The organism is Methylobacterium sp. Leaf113 (assembly GCF_001423325.1).
GTDB lineage: Bacteria > Pseudomonadota > Alphaproteobacteria > Rhizobiales > Beijerinckiaceae > Methylobacterium.
Window position 1 is genome coordinate 1 of the sequence record NZ_LMNJ01000045.1, and the last position, 26,119, is coordinate 26,119.

Below are 26,119 nucleotides of genomic sequence, written 5' to 3' on the forward strand. Positions count from 1 at the left end.
GCCACCCGCTACGACAAGCTGGCCCGAAACTACGCCTCGGCCGTCGCACTCGCTGCCGTCATCGCCTTCTGGTGCTGATCGAGTCCAGACCCTAGCACTACCTGGGCACTTCGAAGGGGTGTGATGCGTTGTCTCTCTGATGGTTCGGGAGGTAGCGATGGATTGGGATCGCGAGGGGACGGACAATCTCGATACCTGGCTTGGGCCGTTCCTTGCGGTGATGGGGCGCAAGACCCGACGGACCTGGGCGGCCGCTCTATCTCCGGGGCCTGCTCGGTCAGGGGGATCGCAAGAGCCTTCAGCCGATGGCGGCACGGCTCGGGCTGTCGGGTCACGACCAGTTGCAGCACTTCATCGCCAGCCCGGCCTGGGACGATCGCCCGCTCTGGAGGGAACTGTCCCGTCAGGCGGATCGGCTGGTCGGTGGCCCCGAGGCCTGCCTGGTGATTGACGACACCGCCCTGCCGAAGAAGGGCACGCGCTCGGTTGGGGTGGCGCGCCAGTACTGCGGTGCGCTGGGCAAACAAGCCAACTGCCAATCTCTGGTCTCGCTTACTCTGGCGCAGGGCGAGGTGCCCGTGCCGGTGGGCTTGCGCCTGTTCCTGCCCGAGGCGTGGACGAGCGATCCGCAGCGTTACGCGCAGACCGGCGTGCCCGAGCCCGCGCCCGCGCCGCGGAGCAAAGGTGAGATCGCGATCTCCGAACTCGATCGCCTGAGGGCGGAGGGGCTACGCTTCGGCACGGTGCTGGCGGATGCAGGCTACGGCGTCAGCGCCGCCTTCCGTCACGGCCTGGATGCCCGGGGCCTGCGCTGGGCGGTCGGTATCGTCAGGAACCAGAAGGTCTACGCGTCCGACGTGCGGCTTGTGCCGCCGACCGGTCGCGCCCGCAAACCCGCACCGGACCGGGAGCCGCGGGAGGCCGAGGCAGTACTGGCCGATCTGACCTGGCGGCGCGTGATGTGGCGTCAAGGCACGAAGGGCAAGCTCTCGGCTCGGTTCGCCGCCATCCGGGTGCGGGTCGGCGACGGTCCGCTCTGGGGCAACGGCCGGCACCTGCCGGGCGCGGAGGTCTGGCTCGTGGGCGAGTGGCGCTCGTCGGGCGAGCGCAAGTACTACCTGTCCAACCTGCCGCCCGACACGTCACGGCGCGCCCTGGCGGGCACGATCAAGGCGCGCTGGGTCTGTGAGCAGGCCCACCAGCAACTCAAGGAGGAACTCGGCCTCGATCACTTCGAGGGACGGTCCTGGACCGGGCTGCATCGACACGCGCTGATGACGTGCATCGCCTGCGCCTACCTGCAGCACCTGCGCCTCGCCGAGCACCGTCGGACGGGGCGGGGGAAAAATGACGACCCGCCTTCCAGGGCCGCCCCCATCGCCAAGTCTGCCCGCCGTGCGGCAGGCCATCATCGGTCGGCTGTTCGCCAACCTCGTCCCACCCGTCCTGTGCCCCCACTGCCGAAGGCACTTCAGGCTGCCTTCTGACATCAAAGTGCCCAGGTAGTGCTAGTCGGGGCGACCGAGGTCCACTGCCTCCACTTGGCGACCGTCTTTGGGTTAATTCCGTAGCGCTTCGAAGGAGCCCTCAGGCTCGCTTGACTATGCAGGATCGCTCAACGGACCGCCTCAGTCGTTGCCGCGTTGCCGTGAAGAACCTGGCCCATAGCGCGTCCCCCCACTCCGACGTGAAGAATGTACCATCAAACTCAGGGATCAAACATCTAGCCGACCTCAGCCTCCTGCTGGGCCAGCATAGCGTTTGATTTTCAGCTCCGTCATGGGCTTTATCATGCACAGGTCCCACTTTGATCATTTTCATGCGGGTAATGACGAAATTTTTAAGTGTGTTCCAGACTAAGTCGGCAGAGCCGTCATTGCCCGAAACACCATCGTTGGTGAGACAAGGCGCACCTGTGTCAACGCGGCAGGATGCTTGCGCCCATAAGCGCCTCGTCAATCGAGCGGGCGGCCTGACGCCCTTCGCGGATAGCCCAAACCACGAGAGACTGGCCACGGCGCATATCACCAGCCGCATAGATCTTCTCGTTTGAAGTCCGATAGTCCAGTTCGTTGGCGGTTACGTTGCCGCGCCTGTCCATGACAACGCCAGATTCTTCCAACAACCCTTGGCGGATCGAGCCGGCGAAGCCAATCGCTAAGAAGACGAGATCCGCAGGCAAGATAAATTCGCCTCCCGGGATTGGCTGACGCTTCTCATCGACGCGGGTACAGACCACGCCAGTAAGCTTGCCTTTCTTCCCCTCAAGGCGAAGCGTCGCGGCCTGGAACTCGCGCTCCGCACCCTCTGCTTGACTCGATGAGGTTCTCATCTTGGTAGGCCAGTAGGGCCAGACCGAAAGCTTATCTTCGCGCTCCGGCGGACGCGGACGAATGTCGAGTTGGGTCACCGAGAGGGCGCCCTGCCGGAACGAGGTTCCGACGCAATCCGAGGCTGTGTCGCCGCCGCCGATCACGACTACATTCTTTGCTGTAGCAAGGATTGGTGGTTCGCCATTCCCCGGCATTGGCTCGGCGCCAACACGGCGGTTCGACTGTACGAGGAACGGCATGGCATAATGCACGCCCTGAAGCTCTTGACCAGGCAATTGCGGATTGCGCGGATCCTCAGCGCCACCCGCGAACAGCACTGCATCGAACTCGGCGGAGAGTTCGTGGAGCGGCTTGTTTACTCCAACATTCACTCCGTAGTGGAACCGAACGCCCTCTCCTTCCATCTGCTTCACACGCCGGTCAATGTGGCGCTTCTCCATCTTGAAGTCGGGGATGCCGTAGCGAAGCAGACCACCAGCCTTCGGCTCTCGCTCGAAGACGTGAACCTCGTGTCCGACGCGGGCAAGTTGCTGCGCAGCTGCCATGCCCGCGGGACCGGACCCGATGACGGCGATCTTCTTGCCGGTCTTGTGCTCAGCTGGCTCGGGCTTCACCCAGCCATTGTTCCAAGCACGATCGGCAATTGCCTGCTCGATGGTCTTGATCGCCACTGGCTGGTTCTCAAGATTCAGGGTGCACGCTTCCTCGCACGGCGCCGGACAGATGCGGCCAGTGAATTCAGGGAAGTTGTTGGTGGAGTGAAGGTTGCGCGCCGCCTCCTCCCAATCCGACTGGTAAACGAGTTCGTTCCAGTCCGGGATCTGATTGTGGATCGGGCAACCGGTTGGGCCGTGACAAAACGGAATGCCACAATCCATGCAGCGAGCCGCCTGCTTCTTCAGATCATGTTCGTCGAGCGGCAGCGTGAACTCGCGAAAGTGCCGCACGCGATCGGCGGCGAGCTGATACTTCTGCTCTTGCCGGTCAAATTCGAGAAAACCCGTGACCTTGCCCATCGTCTGACTGTCTTTCGCGAGTCTGTCTGATCCGTCGCGCGGAAGGCAGCCGGATCGGCCTATTCCGCTATTGAACAGGATTGATCGGCCGTATCGTCCGATCCACCCTCTAGTTACCCGTGCGAGACTGCGTCTTAGTGCCGACCGCCAGCCTGGAAGCCCGTTCTGATTACCGGTTCGTAGCCTCGTGTACCGGCCTAAGATTCAACCCTATTCGGCTGCCACTGGCATCCGCGCCATTTCCATCTCTCTCAGTGCCCGGCGGTACTCGACCGGCATCACCTTGACGAACTTGGTACGGTAACCGGCCCAGTCATCGAGGATCGCCTTGGCACGCGGAGAGCCGGTGTATTTCAGATGGTTAGTAATGAGCTGAGACAGTCGCTCTTCGTCATGGCCGGACATGTCAGCGAGGATGTCGACGCGTCCCTTCGTCTCCAGGTCACCGTCCTGATGGAAGCGGCGCATGAGATCGTCCTCCTCCTCAACAGGCTCCAGATCGACCATGGAGAGGTTGCAGCGGGCGGAGAACGAGCCGTCCTCGTCGAGCACATAAGCAATGCCCCCCGACATGCCGGCCGCAAAGTTGCGTCCAGTTTCGCCGATCGACACGACGACACCGCCCGTCATGTACTCGCAGCCGTGGTCGCCCATGCCCTCGACCACCGCGATGGCGCCCGAATTGCGAACCGCGAAACGCTCACCGGCTGAACCACGGATGTAGGCCTCTCCTGCAATCGCTCCGTACAACACCGTGTTACCTGCCATGATCAGGTGTGAACCCGGTGCCTTCAAGGCGTCGGATGGCCGGATGATCAGCTTGCCGCCGGACAGCCCCTTACCGACATAGTCGTTGGCATGGCCCGTGAGCACGATGGTTACGCCGGCAGCGAGCCAGGCACCGAAGCTCTGGCCAGCAGTGCCGGCGAGTTCGACCCGGATCGTGTCGTCTGGCAAGCCTTCGTGGCCATAGCGCTTGGCGACCATGCCGGAAAGCATGGCACCGGCCGTACGGTCTGAGTTCCTGATCACGTCCTGCACCACGACCGCCTCACCTCCGTCGAGAGCCGACTGAGCGCCAGCGATCAGACGACGGTCCAGAACCGTTTCAATCGGGTGCTTCTGCTTCTCGGTGTGCCGGATGGCGACGTGGTCGGGCACCTCCGGACGGTGGAACAGCTTCGAGAAATCGAGGCCGCGCGCCTTCCAGTGATTGATCACCTCCAGCGTGTCGAGGAAATCAGCCCGGCCGATGAGATCCTCGAGCTTGGTGAAGCCCATGGAGGCCATCAGTTCGCGCAGTTCCTCGGCTACGAAGAAGAAGTAGTTGATCACATGCTCGGGCGTTCCCTTGAAGCGCTTGCGCAGAACGGGATCCTGAGTCGCCACGCCAACCGGGCAGGTGTTCAAATGACACTTGCGCATCATGATGCAGCCGGCGGCAATCAGCGGAGCTGTCGAGAAGCCAAACTGATCGGCGCCGAGCAACGCTGCGATGAGGACGTCCCGGCCCGTCCGGATGCCGCCATCGGCCTGGAGCACGACGCGCCCACGCAGATGGCTTAACACCAGAGTCTGCTGGGTCTCGGCAAGACCCGTCTCCCAGGGACCGCCCGCGTGCTTGATCGAAGTCAAGGGCGCGGCACCGGTACCGCCATCGAAGCCCGAGATTGTGATGTGGTCGGCTCTCGCCTTGGCGACGCCGGTAGCCACTGTGCCGACGCCGACTTCGGAGACGAGCTTCACCGAAACGTCCGCTTCGGGGTTCACGTTCTTCAGGTCGAAGATCAGCTGCGCCAGATCCTCGATCGAATAGATGTCGTGGTGCGGCGGCGGTGAGATCAGGCCGACACCAGGAGTGGCATAGCGGACCTTGGCGATCTTGGCGTCGACCTTGTGACCGGGCAACTGACCGCCCTCACCGGGCTTGGCACCCTGAGCGACCTTGATCTGCATCATATCGGAATTGACGAGGTATTCCGTTGTGACGCCGAAGCGGCCTGAAGCCACCTGCTTGATGGCCGAGCGACGCGAGCGGCCGTCCGCCATCGGCTTGAAGCGCTCGACCTCCTCGCCGCCCTCTCCCGAATTTGAGCGGCCGCCGAACGAATTCACCGCGATAGCGAGGGTCTCGTGCGCCTCCTTCGAAATGGACCCGTAGGACATGGCACCGGTTGCGAAGCGCCGTACGATGTCGGCTGCTGGCTCGACCTGATCGATGTCCACCGGCGGCCGACCGAGTTCAGCCGCCTGCTTGATGCGGAACAGGCCGCGGATCGTCTTGAGGTGATTTTCTTGCTCGTTCACCAGCCGGGCATATTCGCGATAGCGGTCGGGCAGGCCGAGGCGCACAGCATGCTGAAGGGTCGCGACCGAATCCGGAGTCCAGGTGTGGCTCTCTCCGCGCAAGCGATAGGCATACTCGCCACCGACATCGAGGGCTGTGCGATAGATCGGAGAGTCACCAAAAGCATCGGTGTGCCGCCGCGCAGTCTCTTGCGCGACTTCGGCCATGCCAATGCCCTCGATGGTCGTCGCCGTACCGAAGAAGTCGCGCGCGACAAACGATGAGTTCAGGCCGATGGCGTCAAAGATCTGGGCACCGCAGTAGGACTGGTAGGTTGAGATGCCCATCTTGGACATCACTTTCAGCAACCCCTTATCGATCGACTTGATATAGCGATAGACAATCTCGTCGGGCGTGAGGTCCGGCGGGAACTCATCCTTCATCGCGATCAGCGTCTCGAAGGCGAGATAGGGGTTGATGGCCTCTGCGCCGTAGCCGGCAAGGCACGCGAAATGATGCACCTCCCGTGGCTCGCCCGATTCGATTACGAGTCCGACGGAGGTGCGAAGTCCCTTCCGGATCAGGTAATTATGCACGGCGGCCGTTGCCAGGAGAGCCGGAATCGCAATGCGGTCGGGTCCTATGCCGCGGTCCGACAGAATGATGATGTTATAGCCACCACGCACGGCAACCTCAGCCCGATCGCATAGGCGGTCGACGGCACCCTCCATGGCTGCCGCGCCAGTCTCGGCCGGGAAAGTCATGTCGAGGGTCTTGGTGTCGAACCGATCCTCGAAATGGGAGATGGAGCGGATCTTCTCGAGGTCGCCATTGGTGAGAATCGGCTGGCGGACCTCGAGGCGCTTCTTGCGGGAGGCCCCCTCCATGTCGAGCAGGTTCGGACGCGGGCCGATGAACGAGACGAGGCTCATTACGGCCTCCTCGCGGATCGGGTCGATCGGCGGGTTGGTGACCTGCGCGAAGTTCTGCTTGAAGTACGAGTATAGCGACTTCGGCTTGTCAGACAGCGCTGAGAGTGGCGTGTCGGTGCCCATGGAGCCCACTGCCTCCTGCCCGGTCACCGCCATGGGCGCCATGAGCAGCTTCAAGTCTTCCTGGCTATATCCAAAGGCTTGCTGGCGATCGAGGAGCGACACGTCCGAGCGCGACGCACGCGGGATGACCGGCTTCAAGTCCTCCAGGACAATTTGGGTGTTCTTCACCCACTCGGCATAGGGGTGTGCCGCTGCGAGCTCGCTCTTGATTTCCTCGTCCGAGACGATCCGGCCCTTCTCGAGGTCGATAAGCAGCATCCGGCCCGGCTGCAGGCGCCAGGACTCGACGATCTTATCGTCCGGGATCGGCAGCACGCCCATCTCGGAGGCAAGCACCACGAGACCATCGTCAGTAACGAGGTAGCGGGCTGGGCGCAGACCATTGCGGTCGAGCGTAGCGCCGATTTGCCGGCCGTCAGTGAAGCATACGGCGGCCGGGCCGTCCCATGGCTCCATCAAAGCGGCGTGGTACTCGTAGAAGGCACGCCGCTCCTCGCTCATCAGCGGGTTGCCAGCCCAAGCCTCAGGGATGAGCATCATCATCGCGTGAGCGAGCGAGTACCCGCCCTGCACGAGGAACTCGAGAGCGTTGTCGAAACACGCGGTATCAGACTGCCCCTCGTAGGAGATCGGCCAAAGCTTCGAGATATCGTTGCCGAACAGCTCCGAATCAACGCTGGCCTGACGGGCCGCCATCCAGTTGACGTTGCCCCGCAGGGTGTTGATCTCGCCATTATGCGCGACCATCCGGTAGGGATGCGAAAGGCGCCAAGTCGGGAAGGTGTTGGTCGCGAAACGCTGGTGCACCAGGGCGAGCCCCGAGACGAAGCGCTCATCCTGAAGGTCGCGGTAATACTCGCCAAGCTGGTCGACCAGTACCATGCCTTTGTAGACGATGGTCCGGGTCGAGAGCGAAACCGGATAGTAGGTATTCGCGCGCTCGTCTTTCAGTCCGTAGACCTTGTTCGAGATGACCTTGCGAGCGGTGAACAGGCGGCGCTCAAAGGCGTCTTCCTCGGACACCGATGCGGGTCGGCCGATAAAAATTTGCCGGTGGCAAGGCTCGGTCTCTCTGACCATGACGCCGAGATCGCTTGGATCGACCGGTACATCGCGCCATCCGAGGAAAGGCAGGCCCTCGTCGGCCAGGGCCTTCTCCACGATGTCTTCGACCAGCGAACGCGCCTCCGCGTCCTTGGGCATGAAGAACTGACCGACGCCGTAGTGACCTAGCTCCGGGAGTGCGATGCCAAGGGCCTCGCACTCTGCCCTGAAGAAGGCGTGGGGGATCTGGACAAGGATGCCGCAGCCGTCGCCCATCTTGGGATCGGCACCAACGGCGCCACGATGGTCGAGGTTCTTCAGGATCTGCAGACCCTGCTGGACGATGGCGTGCGTGCGGCGGTCGTGCATGTCTGCAACAAAACCAACGCCGCACGCATCGCTTTCGCGGGCCGGATCGTAGAGGCCCTGAGCTTTCGGCAGAGCAGTATCACGCACGATCAGCGGCTTGGTACCGTCGCGGGTCGCAGGAACCGACGCCTGGAGTGCCCCGAACTCAGAAGATGCGACCACGTCCACCATCTCTCGCCTCCGACCTGCTCGCATGCGAGCATGTTTCATGCCCAAATCCTGAAAGGATCCGGGTTTCATCTCTCGACAGCGTCGGCTCTTGGCGGGTTCTTCGGTCAGGAAGCGCCCGCAACTCGCGGGCTCGACGCCGGCTTGATCTCAAGCCGTGCGGGCCCGGATCGCCGCGATGGCGACCGGCTTCGAATCTCGTTTGGTCGCCGGCAACGTCACCTGAGCGAGATCCTCACAGCCTTCCGGACAGGTATCCCGCCGGGAATGGGACAGCTCTACTGTCCTACCCGCGGAAAGTGACAGATTTTAAAGGCTCCAGCAAGAGCGCGTCCGTGCCCGCGCTGCGGTTTTCCAGCGCATGGTTCCCCGCGCGCGTCGATGCCGCCATGCCGCTGTATACCACGATGATGACACGACCATTGCATCGTTGCGATCCCTGATCGGCGACGAGCCCGCAATCTTGCCCCAATCCGGCTGTCTACCCAGTGGGCCGAGCACAAGCGGCATGCGGGGTTCCCTGGACCCTGGCGGATCGTGGAGCGGAGGACCTGCGCCAACAGCAGGCCTCCGAACCGACCTCACTCGGGATCTCAGATCGATGGTTTCGTCTCGCAGGACTTCCATGCGTGCATCCCCATCCCTGCGTGCTCGATTCGCGGGCCTGGCGATTCTCATCACGATAACGGGCGCCGACACGGCGCGGGCGCAATACGCCTATGAGCCCGACATTCTCCTGCCGCCACGGGCCGTCGTCTGGCGCCTCAACGACCGCGGCTTCACGGCGGTGACGCGGCCGCGATTCGACGGGCAGGCGTATATCGTCGAAGCCTCGAATCCCTATGGCGACCGTTTGCGTCTGTTCGTCGACGCGCGGGACGGCCGGATTCTCGGACGGCAGCGTCTCGACATCGTCCCCGAAGCGCCCGCCCGAATCGTGCGCCGGACGCCGGGCTATGGCTGGACCGAGGAGGACGAGTCCCCCCGCCGCCCGATACGGGAGGCCGAGCGGATCATTCCACCCGGGGATATCCCCTTCCCGCAGGAGCCGGCGCGTCGGCTGCGCCCCGATCCGGCCGAACGACAGCAGTTTATCCGACGGGCGCGACCCGAATCGGTGGACTCCAACATCATGGGCTTGAATCCCGATGCCGGTGGGTCCGAAGCGAAGCCGAAGTCCGAGGGTCCGCGACGGGTGGTGCGCCTGAGCCCTCCGCCCAAGGCCGCCGCTCCCGTCGCGATGCCGGACGCACCCAAGCTTTCGCCCAAGCTTTCGGAGGTGCCGCCGGCGGCGGCGAAAAACGAGCCGAAGTCGGACGGGGCTCCCGCATCAGCTGCAGCCACACCGCCCAAGGTCGAAGCACCCGGCAGCCTGACGCCGGCCTCCGTTCAGCCACCGCCGCCCGAGAAGCCGGTGGCGCAGAACTGGAAGGATGTTCCGTCGGAGCCCAAGCGCCCGGTCCGGGTCATCGGTGGCGCAACGATCGTTCCCGGCACCACCGCCAAGGAGTCCGAATAGGCTCCGGGCCGACGGGATTCGAATCCGCCGGCCTTCGGGAGCACGGACGCGAAGGGCTCAGCCGGCGTCGCTGGCGCCCGCTCCCTGCAGATGAGGGTCGCGGGTGCCCGCACGGACCGGGCTCTCGGCCTGTGGCGTATCCTGAAGAGCGCGCAGCGCGAGCGGGTCGAGTCCGCTCTCCGGCTTCGGGCCGAAGGCCTCGAGAGCGGCGCGCATCTTCGGCGTCCAGAACGCGACGATGTGCTTGTGAATGCCGGCGACCGCCTCCTCGTCCGGGTAGGACCGAAAGAAGGTGGCGATCTGGTTCGCCATGCGAACCAGCTTCTGGTCGGATGTCAGGGCGCTCATGGGCTCGGCAACTCTCTCGGGGGGCACGGAATTCGGTGAGGGCTGGGATTCGCGAAGGAAAGAATGCGCGAAGGAACGAGATTCTCGCGCCTTCAGGGCAGCGCGGATAGGACGAGGCGTTCGTGGCCGGTGAACACCGTCAGCGTGTCGGAGCGGGCGATGGCGCAGAGCGTCATGCCGTGCAGGCGGGCGCGGTCGATGGCGAGAGAGGTCGGCGCCGAGATCGCCACCAGCACCGTGGCACCGAGGCTCGCCGCCTTCTCCACCATCTCGAAGGAGCAGCGGCTTGTGATCACGACGAAGCCGTCCGCCGGATCAGTCCCCCGCTGCATCAGGGCGCCGATCAGCTTGTCGAGGCCGTTGTGGCGCCCGACATCCTCGCGGAGGGCCACGAGGGTGCCGTCGAGGTCGGCCCAGGCGGCCGCGTGAACCGCCCGGGTTTCGGCGTTCAGCACCTGCGCGTCGCCCATGGCCAGCAGCGCCCGCTGGATCGCCGCGATCGTGACCTGTCCGGCCCCGTGCAGAGGCGCATCGGCCTTCGGCAGCGAGGCCAGATCGTCGATCCCGCAGACGCCGCAGCCGGTGCGTCCCGACATGGCGCGCTTGCGCGAGAGATGTTCGCGCAAGCGCCCGGGCACCAGGTCGACGAGAAGGCGCATGCCGCCTTCCGCCGTGTCCGCTTCGACCCGTACCGAGCGGATCTCGTCGGCCGAGGCGACGATGCCCTCGGTCAGGCTGAACCCGTAGGCGAAATCCACGAGGTCGGCCGGCGTCGTCATCATCACGGCATAGGGCACCGTGCCGTAGACGAGATTGACCGGCATCTCGACCGCGAGGGGACGGGTTCCGGTCCGGGGTTCCGGATCGTCGTAGGCGACGACCAGGGTGGAGACGCGCCGGGCAGTCTCGACCGGCACGTCCTCTTCGTTCGCCGTCAGGCCCTGCGGATCACTCGGCCGCATTCAGCTGGGTCGCAATCCGGGTCAACGAGAAGTCCTCCTCGAAGAATCGCGCCTGCCAATCGGACGGGCGATTCGTCCGCCGGATCTGGACCGCCGTGACCTTGTACTCGGGACAGTTGGTGGCCCAATCCGAGTAATCGGTGGTGATCACGTTGGCGCCGGTCTTGGCATGGTGGAAGGTCGTGTAGACGACGCCAGGCTGCATGCGCTCGGAGACGATGGCCTTCAAGGCGATATCGCCCGACCGGCTTTCGAGGGCGACGAGGTCGCCATCGACGATGCCCCGAACCTCGGCGTCGAAGGGGTGAATCTCCAGCACATCCTCCTCGTGCCAGCGCGAGTTCTCCGTCCGGCGGGTCTGCGCGCCGACATTGTACTGCGACAGGATGCGGCCCGTCGTCAGAATCAGCGGGAAGCGCGGTCCGGTCCGCTCCTCGGTGGGCACGTACTCGGTGATCATGAACTTGCCGAGACCGCGCACGAAGCGGTCCACATGCATCATCGGGGTCCCGCGCGGCGCGGCCTCGTTGCACGGCCACTGGATCGAGCCGAGTTCATCGATTTTGGCGAAGCTGACGCCGGAGAAGCTCGGCGTCAGAGACGCGATCTCGTCCATGATCTCGCTCGGGTGGCTATAGTTCATCGGGTAGCCGAGAGCGTTGGAGAGCAGCATCGTGCCCTCCCAGTCGCCGACGCCGGACAGCGGCGGCATCACCTTGCGCACGCGGGAGATGCGGCGCTCGGCATTGGTGAAGGTGCCATCCTTCTCCAGGAACGAAGCGCCCGGGAGGAAGACGTGCGCGTATTTCGCGGTCTCGTTCAGGAAGATGTCCTGGATGACGATGCACTCCATCGCCATCAGGCCCGCCGTCACATGGTGCGTGTCGGGGTCGGACTGGGCGATATCCTCGCCCTGGATGTACATGCCCTTGAAGGCGCCATCGACGGCCTCATCGAGCATGTTGGTGATGCGCAGGCCCGGATGCTGGTCGAGGGACACGCCCCAGAGCGCCTCGAAGGTCTCGCGGGTGGCATCGTCCGAGACGTGGCGGTATCCCGGCAGCTCGTGCGGGAACGAACCCATGTCGCAGGAGCCCTGGACATTGTTCTGGCCGCGGAGCGGGTTCACGCCGGCGCCCAGCATGCCGATGTTGCCGGTGGCCATGGCAATGTTGGCCATGCCCATGACCATGGTCGAACCCTGGCTGTGCTCGGTGACGCCGAGGCCGTAATAGATGCCGGCGGCACCGCCCTTGGCATAGAGCCGGGCGGCGGCGCGCAACTCGGCCGGATCGATGCCGGTATAGGTGGCCTGCGCCTCGGGGGAATGACGCTCGTCGGCCACGAAGCGCGCCCAGGCTTCGAAGTCGCCGAGATCGCACCGTTCACGGACATAGGCTTCGTCGACGAGGCCTTCGGTGACGATGACATGCGCCATCGAGTTGATGAAGGCGACGTTCGAACCCGGCTTCAGCGGCAGATGATAATCGGCCTTGATGTGAGGCGACTTCACCAGGTCGATCTTACGCGGATCGGCGACGATGAGCTTCGCACCCTCGCGAAGGCGCTTCTTCATGCGGGACGCGAAGACCGGGTGGCCGTCCGTCGGGTTCGCGCCGATGACCAGGATGACATCGGAATGCGCCACGGAGGCGAAGTCCTGGGTGCCGGCCGAAGTCCCGAGCGTCGACATCAGGCCGTAGCCGGTCGGCGAGTGGCAGACGCGGGCGCAGGTGTCGACGTTGTTGTTGCCGAAGGCCGCTCGGACCAGCTTCTGAACGAGGTAGGCTTCCTCGTTGGTGCAGCGGGACGAGGTGATGCCGCCAACCGAATCCTTGCCGTACTTGGCCTGGATGCGCTTGAACTCGGACGCCGCGCGATCGATCGCGACCTCCCAGGAGACTTCCTGCCAGGGGTCCGTGATCTTGTCGCGGATCATCGGCTTGGTGATGCGGTCCTTGTGGGTGGCGTAGCCGTAGGCGAACCGGCCCTTCACACAGGAATGGCCCTCGTTCGCCTTGCCGCCCTTGTAGGGCACCATGCGGACGATGCGGGTGCCCTGCATCTCGGCCTTGAACGAGCAGCCGACGCCGCAATAGGCGCAGGTGGTGATCTCCGAGTGGTCCGGCTGACCGTGCTCGATGATCGACTTCTCCTGGAGGGTCGCAGTCGGGCAGGCCTGGACGCAGGCGCCGCAGGAGACGCATTCCGAGTTGAAGAAATCGGTCGGGCCGGCGGCGACGCGGCTGTCGAAGCCGCGCCCCGAGATCGTCAGCGCGAAGGTGCCCTGCGTCTCTTCGCAGGCACGGACGCAGCGATTGCAGACGATGCACTTCGACGGGTCGTAGGTGAAGTACGGGTTGGACGCGTCCTTCGGCAGGTACTGCTCGGAGGTCGGCTTGACGTGGTTGGCCCCGTCATAGCCGTAGCGCACGTCCCGCAGGCCGACCGCGCCGGCCATGTCCTGCAACTCGCAGTCGCCGTTGGCGGCGCAGGTCAGGCAGTCCAGGGGGTGATCGGAGATGTAGAGCTCCATCACGCCCTTGCGGAGCTTGGCCAGCTTGTCCGTCTGGGTCGAGACCACCATGCCGTTCTCGGCCGGCGTCGTGCACGAGGCCGGCGTGCCACGCCGTCCCTCGATCTCCACGAGGCAGAGACGGCAGGAGCCGAAGGCCTCGAGCGAATCGGTAGCACAGAGCTTGGGGATCTGGGTGCCGGCATGCATGGCGGCCGCCATCACGGACGTGCCCGCCGGTACCGTCACACTCATCCCGTCGATGGTGAGCGTCACGGTCTGCTCGTTCACCCGGATCGGGGTGCCGTAGTCGATCTCTTTGATGAGGGCCATGGATCGCGCCTCCTTATTCGGCGGCGACGGACATCGGTCCGCGCTGCTGGAAATCCTCGGGGAAGTGGGTGATCGCGCTCATGACGGGCATCGGCGTCAGACCGCCCATGGCGCACAGCGAACCGTCGGTCATCACGTCGCAGAGGTCGGCGACCACGGCGAGGTTCTCGGTCGGCCGGATTCCGGCGATGACCTTGTCCATGGTCTCGACGCCGCGGGTCGCGCCGATGCGGCAGGGCGTGCACTTGCCGCACGATTCGACCGCGCAGAACTCGAAGGCGAAGCGGGCCTGCTTGGCCATGTCCACGGTGTCGTCGAACACCACGATGCCGCCGTGTCCGACGAGGCCCTTGTTCGCCGCCATCGCCTCGTAATCGAGCGGCGTGTCGAGCAGGTGGTCGGGGAAGTAGGCCCCGAGCGGGCCACCAACCTGCACGGCGCGGACCGGACGGCCGCTCTGCGTACCGCCGCCGAAATCCTCGATGATCTCACGCAGCGTGATGCCGAACGCGTACTCGATCAGGCCGCCATGCTTGATGTTGCCGGCGAGCTGGATCGCAAGCGTGCCGAGGGAGCGGCCCATGCCGTACTCCGCATAGGCCTTGGCGCCGTGCTCCAGGATGTAGGGCACCGCCGTGAAGGTCATCACGTTGTTGACGAGGGTCGGCTGGCCGAGAAAGCCCTTCAGAGCCGGAATGGGCGGCTTGGCGCGGACGATGCCGCGACGGCCTTCCAGGCTCTCCAGCAGCGACGTCTCCTCCCCGCAGATATAGGCCCCCGCCCCGAGACGGACTTCTAGGTGGAAGGCCTTTCCCGAGTTCATGACGTTGTCGCCCAGGAATCCGGCCTTGATCCCGTTGGCGATCGCCTCCTTGAGGGTCGCGAAGGCCTGGGGATACTCGGAGCGCAGATAGATGTAGCCGCGGGTGGCCCCGGTCGCGATCCCCGCGATGGTCATGCCCTCGATGAGATTGAAGGGATCGCCCTCCATCATCATGCGGTCGGCGAATGTGCCGGAATCGCCCTCGTCGGCGTTGCAGACCACGTATTTCTGGTGCGATTGCGCCAGCATCACCGTGTTCCACTTGATGCCGGCGGGGAAGCCCGCGCCGCCGCGTCCACGCAAACCGGATTCCCGCACCTCGGCGACGATGCCGGCCGCATCGAGCTTCAGCGCGGCTTCCAGGCCCTTGTAACCGCCATGCGCCCGATAGTCGTCGACCGAGACCGGATCGACCACGCCGCAGCGCTGGAAGGTGAGACGATGCTGGCGGGCCAGATAGGGGATCTTCTCCGGGTCGCCCAGGCGAAGCGCATGGTCGCCGCCGGTCGCCAGCCCGGCATCCAGCAGAGCGTCGACATCGGAAACCGTGACCGGCCCGTACGCAACCCGGCCCTCGTCGGTCGCGACTTCGACCATCGGCTCGAGCCAGAGCAGCCCGCGCGAGCCGGTCCGCACGATGGTGACGTCGAGGCCGCGGCGTTCGGCGCCGGCGAAGATCGCGCGCGCGACCCGATTGGCGCCCAGACCGAGCGCGACCGCATCCCGCGGAACGTAGATCGTGATGCTCACGACTTCACCTCCGTGAGAGCAGCTTCGAGGGAATCGGCCGTCAGCCGGGCGACCGGCTCATCGTCGACCAAAGCGCCCGGACCGTTGGCGCAGAGGCCGAGGCAATAGACCGGCTCGACGGTGATCTGTCCGTCCGGGGTGGTCCCGTGCCAGTCGATCCCGAGCCGCCCGAGGATCTCCGCGTGCAGCGCGTCCGATCCCATCGCCTGGCAGGCTTCGGCCCGACACAGCTTCACCTGGTGTCGCCCGGCCGGCGCTCTGCGGAAATCATGATAGAAGGTGATGCAGCCGTGGACTTCCGCGCGCGACAGATTCAAAGCGTCCGCGATCAGCGGAACCGCCCCTTCGTCGACGTAGCCGAAAGTTTCCTGCAAGGCGTGCAGGATGGGGAGCGTCGCACCTTCGAGGTGGACATGTTCGGCGATGATCCCGGCGGCGCGGGGCTCGCTCCAGGGCTCGTTCGGCACCATTGTTCCTACCCAGACTTATCTTGTTCTGGTTCCAAGGTGGTATATCGCCACCCGAGGATCAATCGCCCTGTTCGGTCGGCCGACAACGATTTTTTGTCAGAAACCGATGCTGCAACGCAAAAATCCATAGCGACTGAAAAGTTTTGCGAGTCGTCTCAAATTTTTCTAGAGGTCGTCGATCATCTGCTCGATGCCGGTCGCCGCGTTCCTGGCTTCCACGATGAGGCCGGCGCAGAGCGGCGTCATCGGCTCGCGCTCAGGGACGACGAGGCCGACGAGGTGGCTCACATCCGGGTCGACGATCGGCACCGCCCGGACGCGGTCGCTCAGTCGGAAGGTATCCGCGAGAACCGCCGGCATGATGCTCGCCCATTTGGCCGTACGCACGTGGGTCAGGAGGACGATCATCGAATTGGATTCGAGCAAAGGCGCGGATTCCGTCCCGGCCTTCAGCAATTGCCGGTCGATGATGCGGCGGTTCTGCATGTCCGGTGTCAGCAGGCAGAGCGGCAGGCTCGCGACTTCGTCCCAGGTGACGGTGTCCCGCGACCCGAAGGTGCCATCGACGGCCGTCAGCAGACGATAGCGCTCCCGGTAGAGCGGGACCGCGGTCAACCGGCCGAGCGGCTCGTTCTCCAGGTAGGTGATGCCGGCATCGATCTCGAGGTCGGCGATGAGGCGTCCGATCTCGCCGGACGTCGTCGATTGCACGGAGAAGCGCACGTTCGGATGGCGAGCCCGGAACGGCGTCGTCAACGCGGCCACGATGGGGGTCGCGGTCGGGATCGCGGCGAGCCGGAGATTTCCCGACAGGCCACGGCGCAGGCTCGTGACCTCCTCCCGCATGGCGCGGGCATCGCCGACGATGCGGCGTGCCCATTCGAGAACCCGCTCACCCTCCGGCGTGAACCCCTGAAAGCGGGAGCCGCGCTGCACGAGGAGCACGCCCAGCCGTTCCTCGAGCTGCTTGACGCCGGCCGACAGGGTCTGCTGCGACACGTTGCAGACCTGGGCCGCTCGTCCGAAATGACGCTCGCGTGCCAGGGCGAGGATGAACTCCAACCGGTCGATCACGCGAAAACCTCACCTCAACACGCGAGCCGGGAGCCTGTAGCATCTCCGCGGCCATCCACGGCATCACTCTGAATCATCGGCAATGCGACCGCAGAGCGATGGGAAAACCGGCAGGTCGCGTCCAAGAAGCCGTGTGATGCGACGCTGTTGCGGTTGCACACCTCCCGGCCTTGTGGTCTGACACGCCAATCGGCCAGACGTGGGCTCAAACCCGCGAACGGCCCGCGATCCGCGAAATGCACTTGCGATTTAGACCAAACCCAGCAAGACGCGCGGCATCGGCGATCATTATCACGGGGAGCCAAGAGAGGCACATGCGGACGTCGCAGGCGCAACACCGGACATCATGGGGGCTTGCCGCGCTCGGCGCGTTCCTCGTTTCTACGTCGTCTTCGCTCGCTGCCGGCATCGGCCAGCCGGTTCCGTGGCAGATGGACCGTCAGGTCGCCGTCACCGAGAACGCACGGGACATCCATTCGTTCGAGCACGGCATGCACTGGCTGTCGTTCGGCATCTCGCTCTTCGTGCTCGGGCTGCTTCTCTACTGCGTCTTCCGGTTCAGCGAGAAGGCCAACCCGACGCCCTCGAAGACCACCCACAACACCATGATCGAAGTGGCCTGGACCATCGTTCCGGTGCTCATCCTCGTGGCCGTGGCGATCCCGTCGTTCCGCCTGCTCCGCACCCAGCTCTCCGATCCGAAGGCCGACGTCCTCGTGAAGGTCATCGGCCATGCCTGGTACTGGTCCTACGAGTACCCGGCCGTGGAGAACGGTGGCGGCTTCACCTTCGACGCCAACCTCGACGAGGACAAGCAGCCGAAGCTTCTCGGCACCGACAACGACATGGTCGTCCCGGTGAACAAGATCGTGAAGATCCAGGTCACCGCCGCCGACGTGATGCATTCCTGGGCGATGCCGTCCTTCGGCTTCAAGATCGACGCCATCCCGGGCCGCCTGAACCAGTTCTGGTTCAAGGCCGAGCGCGAGGGCACCTATCACGGTCAGTGCTCGGAGCTGTGTGGCGCGCGTCATGCCTACATGCCGATCACCGTCCAGGTCGTCAGCGAGGAGGCCTACGCCAAGTGGCTTGCCGAGGGTAAGACGAAGTTCGCCCGTATCGACGACCCTTCCAAGTTCGCCGACGCCCGGTAAGGGCGCGGACCGCGCGGCCGGGCCCTGAGCGGCGCCCGGCGCTTCCTTCGAGATGATCACGAGAAACCTGGACTAAGGTCTGCAATCCATGGCGAATGCCGCTGCACATACGGGGCACCACGATGCCCACGACCACCACATGCCGTCCTTCTTCTCCCGCTGGTTCCTGTCGACGAACCACAAGGACATCGGCACCCTCTACCTGCTGTTCGCCTTCTGCGCGGGCATCATGGGCGCGTTCCTCTCGTTCGGTATCCGGATGGAGATGGAAGAGCCGGGCCTGCAGTACTTCGCCAATCCCGGCACCTACAACGTGTTCGTGACCGGCCACGGCCTCATCATGGTGTTCTTCATGGTGATGCCCGCTCTGATCGGCGGCTTCGGTAACTGGTTCGTGCCCCTCATGATCGGCGCGCCCGACATGGCGTTCCCGCGCATGAACAACGTATCGTTCTGGCTGACGGTGGCGGGCTTTCTGAGCCTCGTCTGCTCGCTCTTCGTCGAGGGTGCGCCCGGCGCGAACGGCGCCGGCACCGGCTGGACCGTCTACCCGCCCCTGTCGACCTCGGGCCACCCGGGACCGTCGGTCGACTTCGCGATCTTCGCGCTGCACCTCTCGGGTGCCGGCTCGATCCTCGGCGCGATCAACTTCATCACCACCATCCTGAACATGCGCGCGCCGGGCATGACGCTGCACAAGATGCCGCTCTTCGCCTGGTCGATGCTGGTCACCGCCTTCCTGCTGCTCCTCTCGCTCCCGGTCCTTGCCGGCGCGATCACGATGCTGCTCACCGACCGTAACTTCGGCACGACGTTCTTCGATCCGGCCGGCGGTGGCGACCCGATTCTCTACCAGCACCTGTTCTGGTTCTTCGGTCACCCCGAAGTGTACATCATGATCCTGCCGGCCTTCGGCATCGTCTCCCACATCATCTCGACCTTCTCGCGTAAGCCGGTGTTCGGTTACCTCGCCATGGCGTACGCCATGGTCGCCATCGGCGTCGTCGGCTTCGTCGTGTGGGCGCACCACATGTACACGGTCGGTCTGAGCCTCCAGACGCAGTCGTACTTCGTCTTCGCCACCATGGTCATCGCGGTGCCGACGGGTGTGAAGATCTTCTCGTGGATCGCCACGATGTGGGGCGGTTCGATCCGCTTCACGGCCGCGATGCACTGGGCGGTCGGCTTCATCTTCCTCTTCACGGTCGGTGGTGTCACTGGCGTGGTGCTGGCGAACTCCGCAGTCGATAAGTACCTGCACGACACCTATTACGTCGTGGCGCACTTCCACTACGTGCTCTCGCTCGGTGCCGTGTTCATCATCTTCGCCGGTGTCTACTACTGGTTCCCGAAGATGACCGGGCACATCATCCCCGAGTGGGCCGGCAAGCTGCACTTCTGGCTCGCCTTCATCGGCGCGAACGTCCTGTTCTTCCCGATGCACTTCCTCGGCCTCGCCGGGATGCCGCGCCGCTACGCCGACTACCCGGAGGCGTTCGCCGGCTGGCACAAGGTCTCCACCTGGGGCGGGCACATCTTCGCGCTCGGCATGGTGGTGTTCTTCATCGGCGTGGTTCTGGCGCTCCGTTCGAGCAAGCGCGCCGCCGACAATCCGTGGGGCGAGGGTGCGACGACCCTGGAGTGGACGCTGTCTTCTCCCCCACCCTTCCACCAGTTCGAGACCCTTCCCCGGATCATCGACGAGCCGGGCCACCACTAAGACACGAAGTCGCTTCAAGGATTGCGAGGGCCGCGCGAGCGGTCCTCGCTCTTTCCCGGAGACCCCGATCTCGCTCCATCGAGCAAGACCGTGACCTCCCGCAAAGGGCGGCGCCAGACGGCGCGATCCGAAGCCCCCCGAGCACGAAACCCTTTCAGGTACCCATGACGAGCCTGTCGAACAGCCTATCCGCTGGCGCCGAGCCGCAAGTTCTGTCGCCGGTGGGCGGCGAAGTTTCGGACTTCTTCGCCCTGCTCAAGCCCCGCGTGATGGTGCTCGTCATCTTCACGGCGCTGGTCGGCATGGTGGTCTCGAACGTCCACATCCAGCCCGTCGTCGGATCGATCTCGCTCCTGATGATCGCGGTCGGCGCTGGCGCTTCCGGCTGCCTCAATATGTGGTGGGACGCCGACATCGATGCGGTCATGACCCGCACGGCCAAGCGCCCGATCCCGGACGGCCGGATCCGTCCCGACGAAGCGCTGACCTTCGGCATCGTCCTGTCGGTGGGTTCGGTGCTGGTGCTGGGACTTGCGTCGAACTGGCTCGCGGCCGGGCTCCTCGCCTTCACCATCGTGTTCTATGCGGTCGTCTATTCGATGTGGCTGAAGCGGGCCACGCCGCAGAACATCGTCATCGGCGGCGCCGCCGGCGCCCTCCCCCCGATGGTCGGCCAGGCCGCCGTCACCGGCACGATCGGCATCGAATCGCTGGTGCTGTTCCTGATCATCTTCATCTGGACTCCGCCGCATTTCTGGGCGCTCGCGCTGATCAAGTCCGCCGATTACGCCAAGGCCGGCATCCCGATGATGCCGAACGTGGCCGGCCCGGACTCGACCCGGCGCCAGATCATCGCCTACTCGGCCGTCCTGTTCCCCCTCGGCCTCGCCCCGGTCGCCCTCGGCTTCGGCGGATGGCTCTACGCGGTCACCGCCTTCCTCGGGGGCCTGGGCATGCTCGCCTTCAGCCTTCACGTGTTCCGCAACCGTGACGGCGAGCCCGAGCGTAAGGCCGCCATGGGCATGTTCGGCTTCTCGATCCTCCACCTGTTCCTCATGTTCGCAGCCCTCCTCGCCGAGCAGAGCCTTGGATTGTTCCGCGCGGTGAGCCTGTGAGCGAACGACCCGGCCTTCCCGGTACGCCCCGCCCCCTGACGCCGGAGGAGGCACAGCGCCGCCGCAAGCGCTCCATCGCGATCGCGGCCGTCCTGTTCGCGCTGGTGACCATCTTTTACGTGCTGACGATCGCGAAGCTCGGGCCCCAGGTCCTGAACCGTCCGATCTGATCGCGTCACACACGGAGACGCCTCTGATGGTCGACCCCCGACATCCGCCGCGCGGACCCGGCCGCCGAGCCGGCATCACGGCTGTGGCCTGCGCCGGCTTCGCGTTCGGCATGATCGGTCTCGCCTTCGCGTCGGTGCCTCTCTACGACATGTTCTGCAAGGCGACCGGCTACGACGGCACGCCCCGTACCGGCCTCGCGCCGACCGCGGCCGCGATCAACGACAGCATGGTGGTTCGCTTCGACACCAACGTGTCGTCGACCCTGCCGTGGCGCTTCCAGGCCGAGTCGCCGAAGGTCGAGGCGCGCCTCGGTGAAACCAAGACCGTGTTCTTCCGGGTGAAGAATACCGGATCCACCCCGTCGACGGGAATCGCGACCTTCAACGTCCAGCCGGGCCTCATGGGCGGTTTCTTCGTCAAGGTGCAGTGCTTCTGCTTCAACGAGCAGACGCTTCAGCCCGGCGAGACGATGGACTTTCCGGTGGTCTTCTACATCGACCCCGAGGTCCGCAAGGATTCGAACACGGCGCATCTTTCCGAGATGACGCTGTCCTACACCTACTTCGCGTCGAAGAACGGCCAGCCTACGGCCGCGCTTGCGACAACGGGTGGCACGGGGACGAAGTCGAATTTTTGACCGCGCAAGCGTGACAACAGCGCGCGACCCTGGCTAAGGGTGGGGCACAACAATCCGGGGCTACCCGGTCGAGATCGCCATTCAGTGGATCGAGGGCCGGCAGCGGCCCTCCGGTCGGGGGTAGGAGAACAGTTCAATGGCCGAGGCGCACGCCAAAAATCACGACTTCCACATTCTGGCCCCGAGTCCGTGGCCGCTGATCGGCGCGTTTTCGGGCTTCCTGATGGCCTTCGGCGCCGTGTTCTGGATGAAGAGCCTCCAGATCGGCACGCTCACCCCCGGTCCCTACATTTTCGGCGCAGGCACACTCGGCGTGCTCTACACCATGTTCGCCTGGTGGAAAGACGTCGTGCACGAGGCCAATTCCGGCGATCACACCCGCGTGGTTCAGCTGCACCATCGCTACGGCATGATCATGTTCATCGCCTCCGAGGTGATGTTCTTCGTCGCCTGGTTCTGGGCCTATTTCGAGGCCGCCCTCTACACCGCCGATCCGATCCAGGCCTCGCGCGTCGACTTCACCGGGGGCACATGGCCGCCGAAGGGGATCGAAGCCTTCGATCCGTGGCACCTGCCGCTGCTGAACACGCTCATTCTGCTCACCTCGGGCACCACCATCACCTGGGCTCACCATGCCCTGTTGCACGATGACCGGAAGGGCCTGAAGTACGGCCTTTGGCTGACGATCGCCCTCGGCGTCCTGTTCTCCGCCTGCCAGGCCTACGAGTACGCCCACGCGCATTTCGGCTTCTCGGGCAGCATCTACTCGTCGACCTTCTTCATGGCGACGGGCTTCCACGGCTTCCACGTCATCATCGGGACGATCTTCCTCGCGATCTGCCTCTATCGCGTCTATCTCGGCCAGTTCACCACCCGTCAGCACCTCGGCTTCGAGTTTGCGGCCTGGTACTGGCACTTCGTCGATGTCGTTTGGCTGTTCCTGTTCGCGTCCATCTACGTCTGGGGCGCCGGCGTCGGACACGCGGCTCACTAAGACGGTCCCTGAGCCGGTCACCGGCTGCATGCCTGGGTTGAAGGGGCGGCGCGAGCCGCCCTTTTTCATGGCTCCGGCGTTTCGGCTGTCTCCCCGCTGCCCATATCGTGATGACCGGCATCCAGTCGGTCGAGGAGTTGCAGTTTTGGACGCATCGCGGGCGACGCCATCCCCTGTTTCCGTCGGCTTGCGGGGCCGCTGCCCGCGCTGTGGCGAGGGGCACATGTTCGACGGGTTCCTGACCTTCCGGCCGTCCTGCGAGGTCTGCGGACTGGATTACGGCAGCTTCAACTCCGGGGACGGACCTGCCTTCTTCGTCATGTCGATCGTCGGCATCATCGTGGTTGGCCTCGCCCTCTGGCTCGAGATCACCTACGAGCCGCCGATCTGGGTTCACGCCTTGGTGGCCGGGTCCCTGTCGATCGGGTTGAGTCTCGCGCTGGTGCGCCCTCTGAAAGGTGTCCTGGCAGCGCTGCAATATACCAACAAAGCCGAACAGGGACGTTTCCGCTAGCCATGGCTTCGACCCTCCGCCCCGGTGCCTGGCGCAGCATCCTGGCGCCCGGTCTCGTCTCCCTGATCTGCCTCGCTATCCTCCTCGGCCTCGGCGTCTGGCAGCTCGAACGGAAGAGCGAGAAAGAGGCGCTGATCGCCCGAATCCTGGAGCGCTCGAAGGTCGAGCCACCGGCGCCCCTCCCGGGACCTCAGATCTGGGACCCGGCGCGGGACGAGTTCCGGCGTGTCCGGATCACCGGCACCTTCCGGCATGAGGCCGAGACGCTGGTCCACGGCCTTGCGGCCGGCGAAGTTCCGGGCCGGGCCCTGCAGGGCTACTACGTTCTGACGCCGTTCGGTTTGACGGAGGGCGGCACCGTCCTGATCAACCGCGGGTTCGTACCGACCGCCCTGAAGGCGCCCGCCAGCCGCGCCGCCGGACAGATCGAGGGGGAGACGACCGTCACCGGCATCCTGCGCGGCTCGGAGCCGCGGACGATGTTCGTTCCCGCGCCGGACCCTGTCCGCAACGAATGGTTCAATCGCGACATCGCCGGCATCAGCGCCTCGCGCGGGATCGCCGATCCCCGGCCCTACCTGGTCGAGGCCGACGCAACGCCCAATCCGGGCGGGTGGCCGAAGGGCGGGCAGCTGCGCGTCGACCTGCCGAACAACCATCTGCAATACGCCTTCACGTGGTTCGGCATCGCCGCTTGCCTCGTCGGTGTCTTCGGCGTCTTCGCCTGGCGGCGCCTCCACGAAGATCCGCAGCCCGCACGATCGTGACCGGAGCGGGTCAGAACCCGCTTCGTCGGCCCCGACGATTCGGTCTAGCATCCGGTGGGTCGATCACGATCCGGAGGGTGGGTCATGCGCTGCGTCCTGTTGCTAGCCGTCCTCCTGCTGATGCCGCGCTTCGCGCAGGCCGCCGACGACGCGGCGCGCGAGGCCGCGAAAGCGACGGTCGAGCGCCAGATCGACGCCTTCCGGCGCGACGATGCGGCCACGGCCTACGCCCAGGCCGCGCCCGCCATCCAAGGCCTGTTCCCGTCGTCCGACACCTTCGTGGCGATGGTCCGGGACGGTTACGCTGCGATCTACCGCGCCCGGCGCTACAGCGTGGACCGCATCGAGGACGCGGGTGACGCCGGTCTCTCCGTCGGGGTCAGCCTGCAGGATCAGGACGGCGTCGACTGGGCTGCTCTGTACAGTCTCGAGATGCAGCCGGACGGCGCGTGGCGCATCACCGGATGCCGCCTCCTGAAAGTGCCCGGCAGCCGGGCCTGACCGCCGTGGCCCCTTTCGACACGCCCGTCGACATCGTGTAGACGGGGCGCCTTCCCGGAGGCCCCCTTGCTTCACGTTTCGACCCGCGGCGCCGCGGCGCCCCTCAACTTTTCCGATGCCCTGCTCGCCGGCCTTGCCCGCGACGGCGGATTGTACGTGCCGGAAACCTGGCCGCAGATCGCCCGACCGACCATCGCGGGTCTCGCGGGCGTCCGCTATGCCGACGCCGCCAAGACCGTGCTGCGTCCGCTCATCGATGGGGAGATCGCCGACGCGGATCTCGATCGGATGATTGAGGATTCCTACGCCACCTTCCGGCATCCGGCCGTGTGCCCGCTGGTGCAGCTCGACGACAACCTGTTCCTGCTCGAACTCTTCCATGGCCCGACGCTCGCGTTCAAGGACGTGGCGATGCAGCTGCTCGGACGCCTGATGGACCACGTGCTCCGGGCGCGCGGCGCGCGGGCGACCATCGTCGGGGCGACCTCGGGCGATACCGGCAGCGCTGCCGTGGAGGCCTTCCGCGGCCTCGATCAGGTCGACGTCTTCATCCTGTTCCCCGAGGGCCGGGTGTCCGAGGTGCAGCGTCGGCAGATGACCTCGGTGGGGGCGCACAATGTCCACGCCATCGCCATCGACGGCAACTTCGACGATTGCCAGAACATCGTCAAAGCGCTGTTCCAGCACGCCGATTTCGCCGACGAGGTCCGGCTGTCCGGCGTCAATTCGATCAATTGGGCCCGCGTCGCCGCACAGGCGGTCTATTACTTCACCGCCGCCGTCGCCCTCGGCGCGCCGCACCGGCCGGTCTCCTTCGCGGTCCCGACCGGGAATTTCGGCGACATCCTGGCCGGATGGGTCGCCAAGCGCATGGGCCTGCCCATCGAACGCCTGATGATCGGAACCAACGCCAACGATATCCTGGCCCGTACCCTGGAGCACGGCTCTTACGAGGTCCGAGGCGTTCATCCGACCACCTCGCCGTCGATGGACATCCAGATCTCTTCGAATTTCGAGCGCCTGCTGTTCGAAGCGCTCGGGCGCGATTCGTCCAGCCTGGGCCGCCTGATGGCCGGTCTCAAGCAGTCGGGCGGGTTCCAGCTCGATCCGGGTGTTCTCCAGACGGTACGCGCGGAATTCGACGCGACGGCGGTATCGGAGCCCGACGTGAAGGCCGAGATCGCCCGCACCCATGCGGAGACCGGCCACGTCCTCGATCCGCACAGTGCCATCGGCGTCCATGCGGCCCGCGGATTGCTCCGCAGCGATCCCCGGACACCGGTGGTGGCGCTCGCCACGGCGCATGCGGCCAAGTTTCCGGACGCGGTCGCTGAGGCGATCGGTGGCCGGCGCCCGGAACTGCCGCCGCATCTGGCCGATCTCATGGACCGCCCGGAAAGCTTCTCCCGCGTGGCCAACGATCAGGCTGCGGTCGAGACATTCATCCGCGAGCGTGCCCGCATCACCAGGGGAGCCTGAG

Annotated in this window: 19 protein-coding genes and 2 pseudogenes; 12 read left to right on the forward strand and 9 right to left on the reverse strand. The window is 65.1% G+C overall.

Annotated features, from left to right (window positions below; all coding sequences use genetic code 11):
• The first annotated feature begins 157 nt into the window (after nucleotides 1–157).
• Nucleotides 158–1,487 (forward strand): annotated as a pseudogene (locus tag ASF60_RS18275) (IS701 family transposase).
• Nucleotides 1,488–1,504: 17 nt separating this feature from the next.
• On the opposite strand, the pseudogene ASF60_RS26295 reads toward ASF60_RS18275, so the two are convergent.
• The 3 genes and pseudogenes from ASF60_RS26295 to gltB all read right to left on the reverse strand — a co-directional run.
• Nucleotides 1,505–1,612, reverse strand: a pseudogene (locus tag ASF60_RS26295) (IS481 family transposase); the annotation flags it as partial.
• A gap of 306 nt (nucleotides 1,613–1,918) precedes the next feature.
• The gene (locus ASF60_RS18280) at nucleotides 1,919–3,349 is read right to left on the reverse strand and encodes a glutamate synthase subunit beta (protein WP_056188322.1); all 1,431 of its coding nucleotides are present in this window, start codon (nucleotides 3,347–3,349) and stop codon (nucleotides 1,919–1,921) included.
• A 210-nt stretch (nucleotides 3,350–3,559) separates the two neighbouring features.
• Entirely contained in the window at nucleotides 3,560–8,275 is a 4,716-nt protein-coding gene (gene gltB / locus ASF60_RS18285; RefSeq protein ID WP_056188326.1) for a glutamate synthase large subunit, read from the reverse strand.
• Nucleotides 8,276–8,897: 622 nt separating this feature from the next.
• On the opposite strand from gltB, the gene ASF60_RS18290 reads away from it, so the two are divergent.
• A complete protein-coding gene (locus ASF60_RS18290; protein ID WP_244478501.1) occupies nucleotides 8,898–9,791 on the forward strand; it encodes a hypothetical protein in 894 nt (297 codons plus the stop codon).
• 57 nt (nucleotides 9,792–9,848) lie between these two features.
• On the opposite strand, the gene ASF60_RS18295 is transcribed toward ASF60_RS18290, so the two are convergent.
• The 6 genes from ASF60_RS18295 to ASF60_RS18320 form a co-directional block, all read right to left on the reverse strand.
• Nucleotides 9,849–10,139: a formate dehydrogenase subunit delta gene (locus tag ASF60_RS18295; protein WP_056188332.1), complete on the reverse strand. Its 291-nt coding sequence runs from the start codon at nucleotides 10,137–10,139 to the stop codon at nucleotides 9,849–9,851.
• A 92-nt stretch (nucleotides 10,140–10,231) separates the two neighbouring features.
• On the reverse strand, nucleotides 10,232–11,101 hold the full coding sequence (gene fdhD / locus ASF60_RS18300) for a formate dehydrogenase accessory sulfurtransferase FdhD (RefSeq protein WP_056188335.1): 870 nt from the start codon (nucleotides 11,099–11,101) through the stop codon (nucleotides 10,232–10,234).
• Complete coding sequence (fdhF, locus tag ASF60_RS18305) at nucleotides 11,088–13,949, reverse strand: formate dehydrogenase subunit alpha (RefSeq protein ID WP_056188338.1); 2,862 nt, start codon at nucleotides 13,947–13,949, stop codon at nucleotides 11,088–11,090. Before fdhF ends, fdhD begins: the two co-directional genes overlap by 14 nt.
• Nucleotides 13,950–13,962: 13 nt before the next feature.
• Nucleotides 13,963–15,522, reverse strand: a complete 1,560-nt coding sequence (locus ASF60_RS18310; RefSeq protein ID WP_056188341.1) for a formate dehydrogenase beta subunit — start codon at nucleotides 15,520–15,522, stop codon at nucleotides 13,963–13,965.
• Complete coding sequence (locus tag ASF60_RS18315; protein ID WP_056188344.1) at nucleotides 15,519–15,992, reverse strand: formate dehydrogenase subunit gamma; 474 nt, start codon at nucleotides 15,990–15,992, stop codon at nucleotides 15,519–15,521. The genes ASF60_RS18310 and ASF60_RS18315 overlap by 4 nt, the downstream gene beginning before the upstream one ends.
• 165 nt (nucleotides 15,993–16,157) lie before the next feature.
• The gene (locus tag ASF60_RS18320; protein WP_056188346.1) at nucleotides 16,158–17,066 is read right to left on the reverse strand and encodes a LysR family transcriptional regulator; all 909 of its coding nucleotides are present in this window, start codon (nucleotides 17,064–17,066) and stop codon (nucleotides 16,158–16,160) included.
• 314 nt (nucleotides 17,067–17,380) lie between these two features.
• On the opposite strand from ASF60_RS18320, the gene coxB reads away from it, so the two are divergent.
• The 10 genes from coxB to thrC all read left to right on the forward strand — a co-directional run bounded on the left by coxB (nucleotide 17,381) and on the right by thrC (nucleotide 26,118).
• Nucleotides 17,381–18,220: a cytochrome c oxidase subunit II gene (coxB, locus tag ASF60_RS18325; protein ID WP_056188348.1), complete on the forward strand. Its 840-nt coding sequence runs from the start codon at nucleotides 17,381–17,383 to the stop codon at nucleotides 18,218–18,220.
• 88 nt (nucleotides 18,221–18,308) lie between these two features.
• Nucleotides 18,309–19,940, forward strand: coding sequence for a cytochrome c oxidase subunit I (ctaD, locus tag ASF60_RS18330; protein ID WP_056188350.1), 1,632 nt, complete (start codon nucleotides 18,309–18,311; stop codon nucleotides 19,938–19,940).
• 164 nt (nucleotides 19,941–20,104) lie between these two features.
• On the forward strand, nucleotides 20,105–21,055 hold the full coding sequence (locus ASF60_RS18335) for a heme o synthase (RefSeq protein WP_056188354.1): 951 nt from the start codon (nucleotides 20,105–20,107) through the stop codon (nucleotides 21,053–21,055).
• Nucleotides 21,052–21,225 carry a hypothetical protein gene (locus ASF60_RS25220; RefSeq protein WP_056188357.1) on the forward strand — a complete coding sequence of 58 codons (174 nt, stop codon included), beginning with the start codon at nucleotides 21,052–21,054 and terminating at the stop codon, nucleotides 21,223–21,225. The genes ASF60_RS18335 and ASF60_RS25220 overlap by 4 nt, the downstream gene beginning before the upstream one ends.
• Before the next feature lie 26 nt (nucleotides 21,226–21,251).
• Complete coding sequence (locus tag ASF60_RS18345; protein ID WP_056188361.1) at nucleotides 21,252–21,863, forward strand: cytochrome c oxidase assembly protein; 612 nt, start codon at nucleotides 21,252–21,254, stop codon at nucleotides 21,861–21,863.
• A gap of 136 nt (nucleotides 21,864–21,999) precedes the next feature.
• Nucleotides 22,000–22,857 carry a cytochrome c oxidase subunit 3 gene (locus tag ASF60_RS18350; RefSeq protein ID WP_056188364.1) on the forward strand — a complete coding sequence of 286 codons (858 nt, stop codon included), beginning with the start codon at nucleotides 22,000–22,002 and terminating at the stop codon, nucleotides 22,855–22,857.
• A gap of 145 nt (nucleotides 22,858–23,002) precedes the next feature.
• Nucleotides 23,003–23,371 (forward strand): DUF983 domain-containing protein, encoded by a 369-nt coding sequence (locus ASF60_RS18355; RefSeq protein ID WP_056188367.1) that lies wholly within the window; start codon nucleotides 23,003–23,005, stop codon nucleotides 23,369–23,371.
• 2 nt (nucleotides 23,372–23,373) lie between these two features.
• On the forward strand, nucleotides 23,374–24,138 hold the full coding sequence (locus ASF60_RS18360; RefSeq protein ID WP_056188372.1) for an SURF1 family protein: 765 nt from the start codon (nucleotides 23,374–23,376) through the stop codon (nucleotides 24,136–24,138).
• Nucleotides 24,139–24,222: 84 nt separating this feature from the next.
• Complete coding sequence (locus tag ASF60_RS18365; RefSeq protein WP_056188375.1) at nucleotides 24,223–24,639, forward strand: DUF4864 domain-containing protein; 417 nt, start codon at nucleotides 24,223–24,225, stop codon at nucleotides 24,637–24,639.
• A gap of 66 nt (nucleotides 24,640–24,705) precedes the next feature.
• Nucleotides 24,706–26,118, forward strand: coding sequence for a threonine synthase (thrC, locus tag ASF60_RS18370; RefSeq protein WP_056188378.1), 1,413 nt, complete (start codon nucleotides 24,706–24,708; stop codon nucleotides 26,116–26,118).
• Nucleotide 26,119 lies beyond the last annotated feature (1 nt).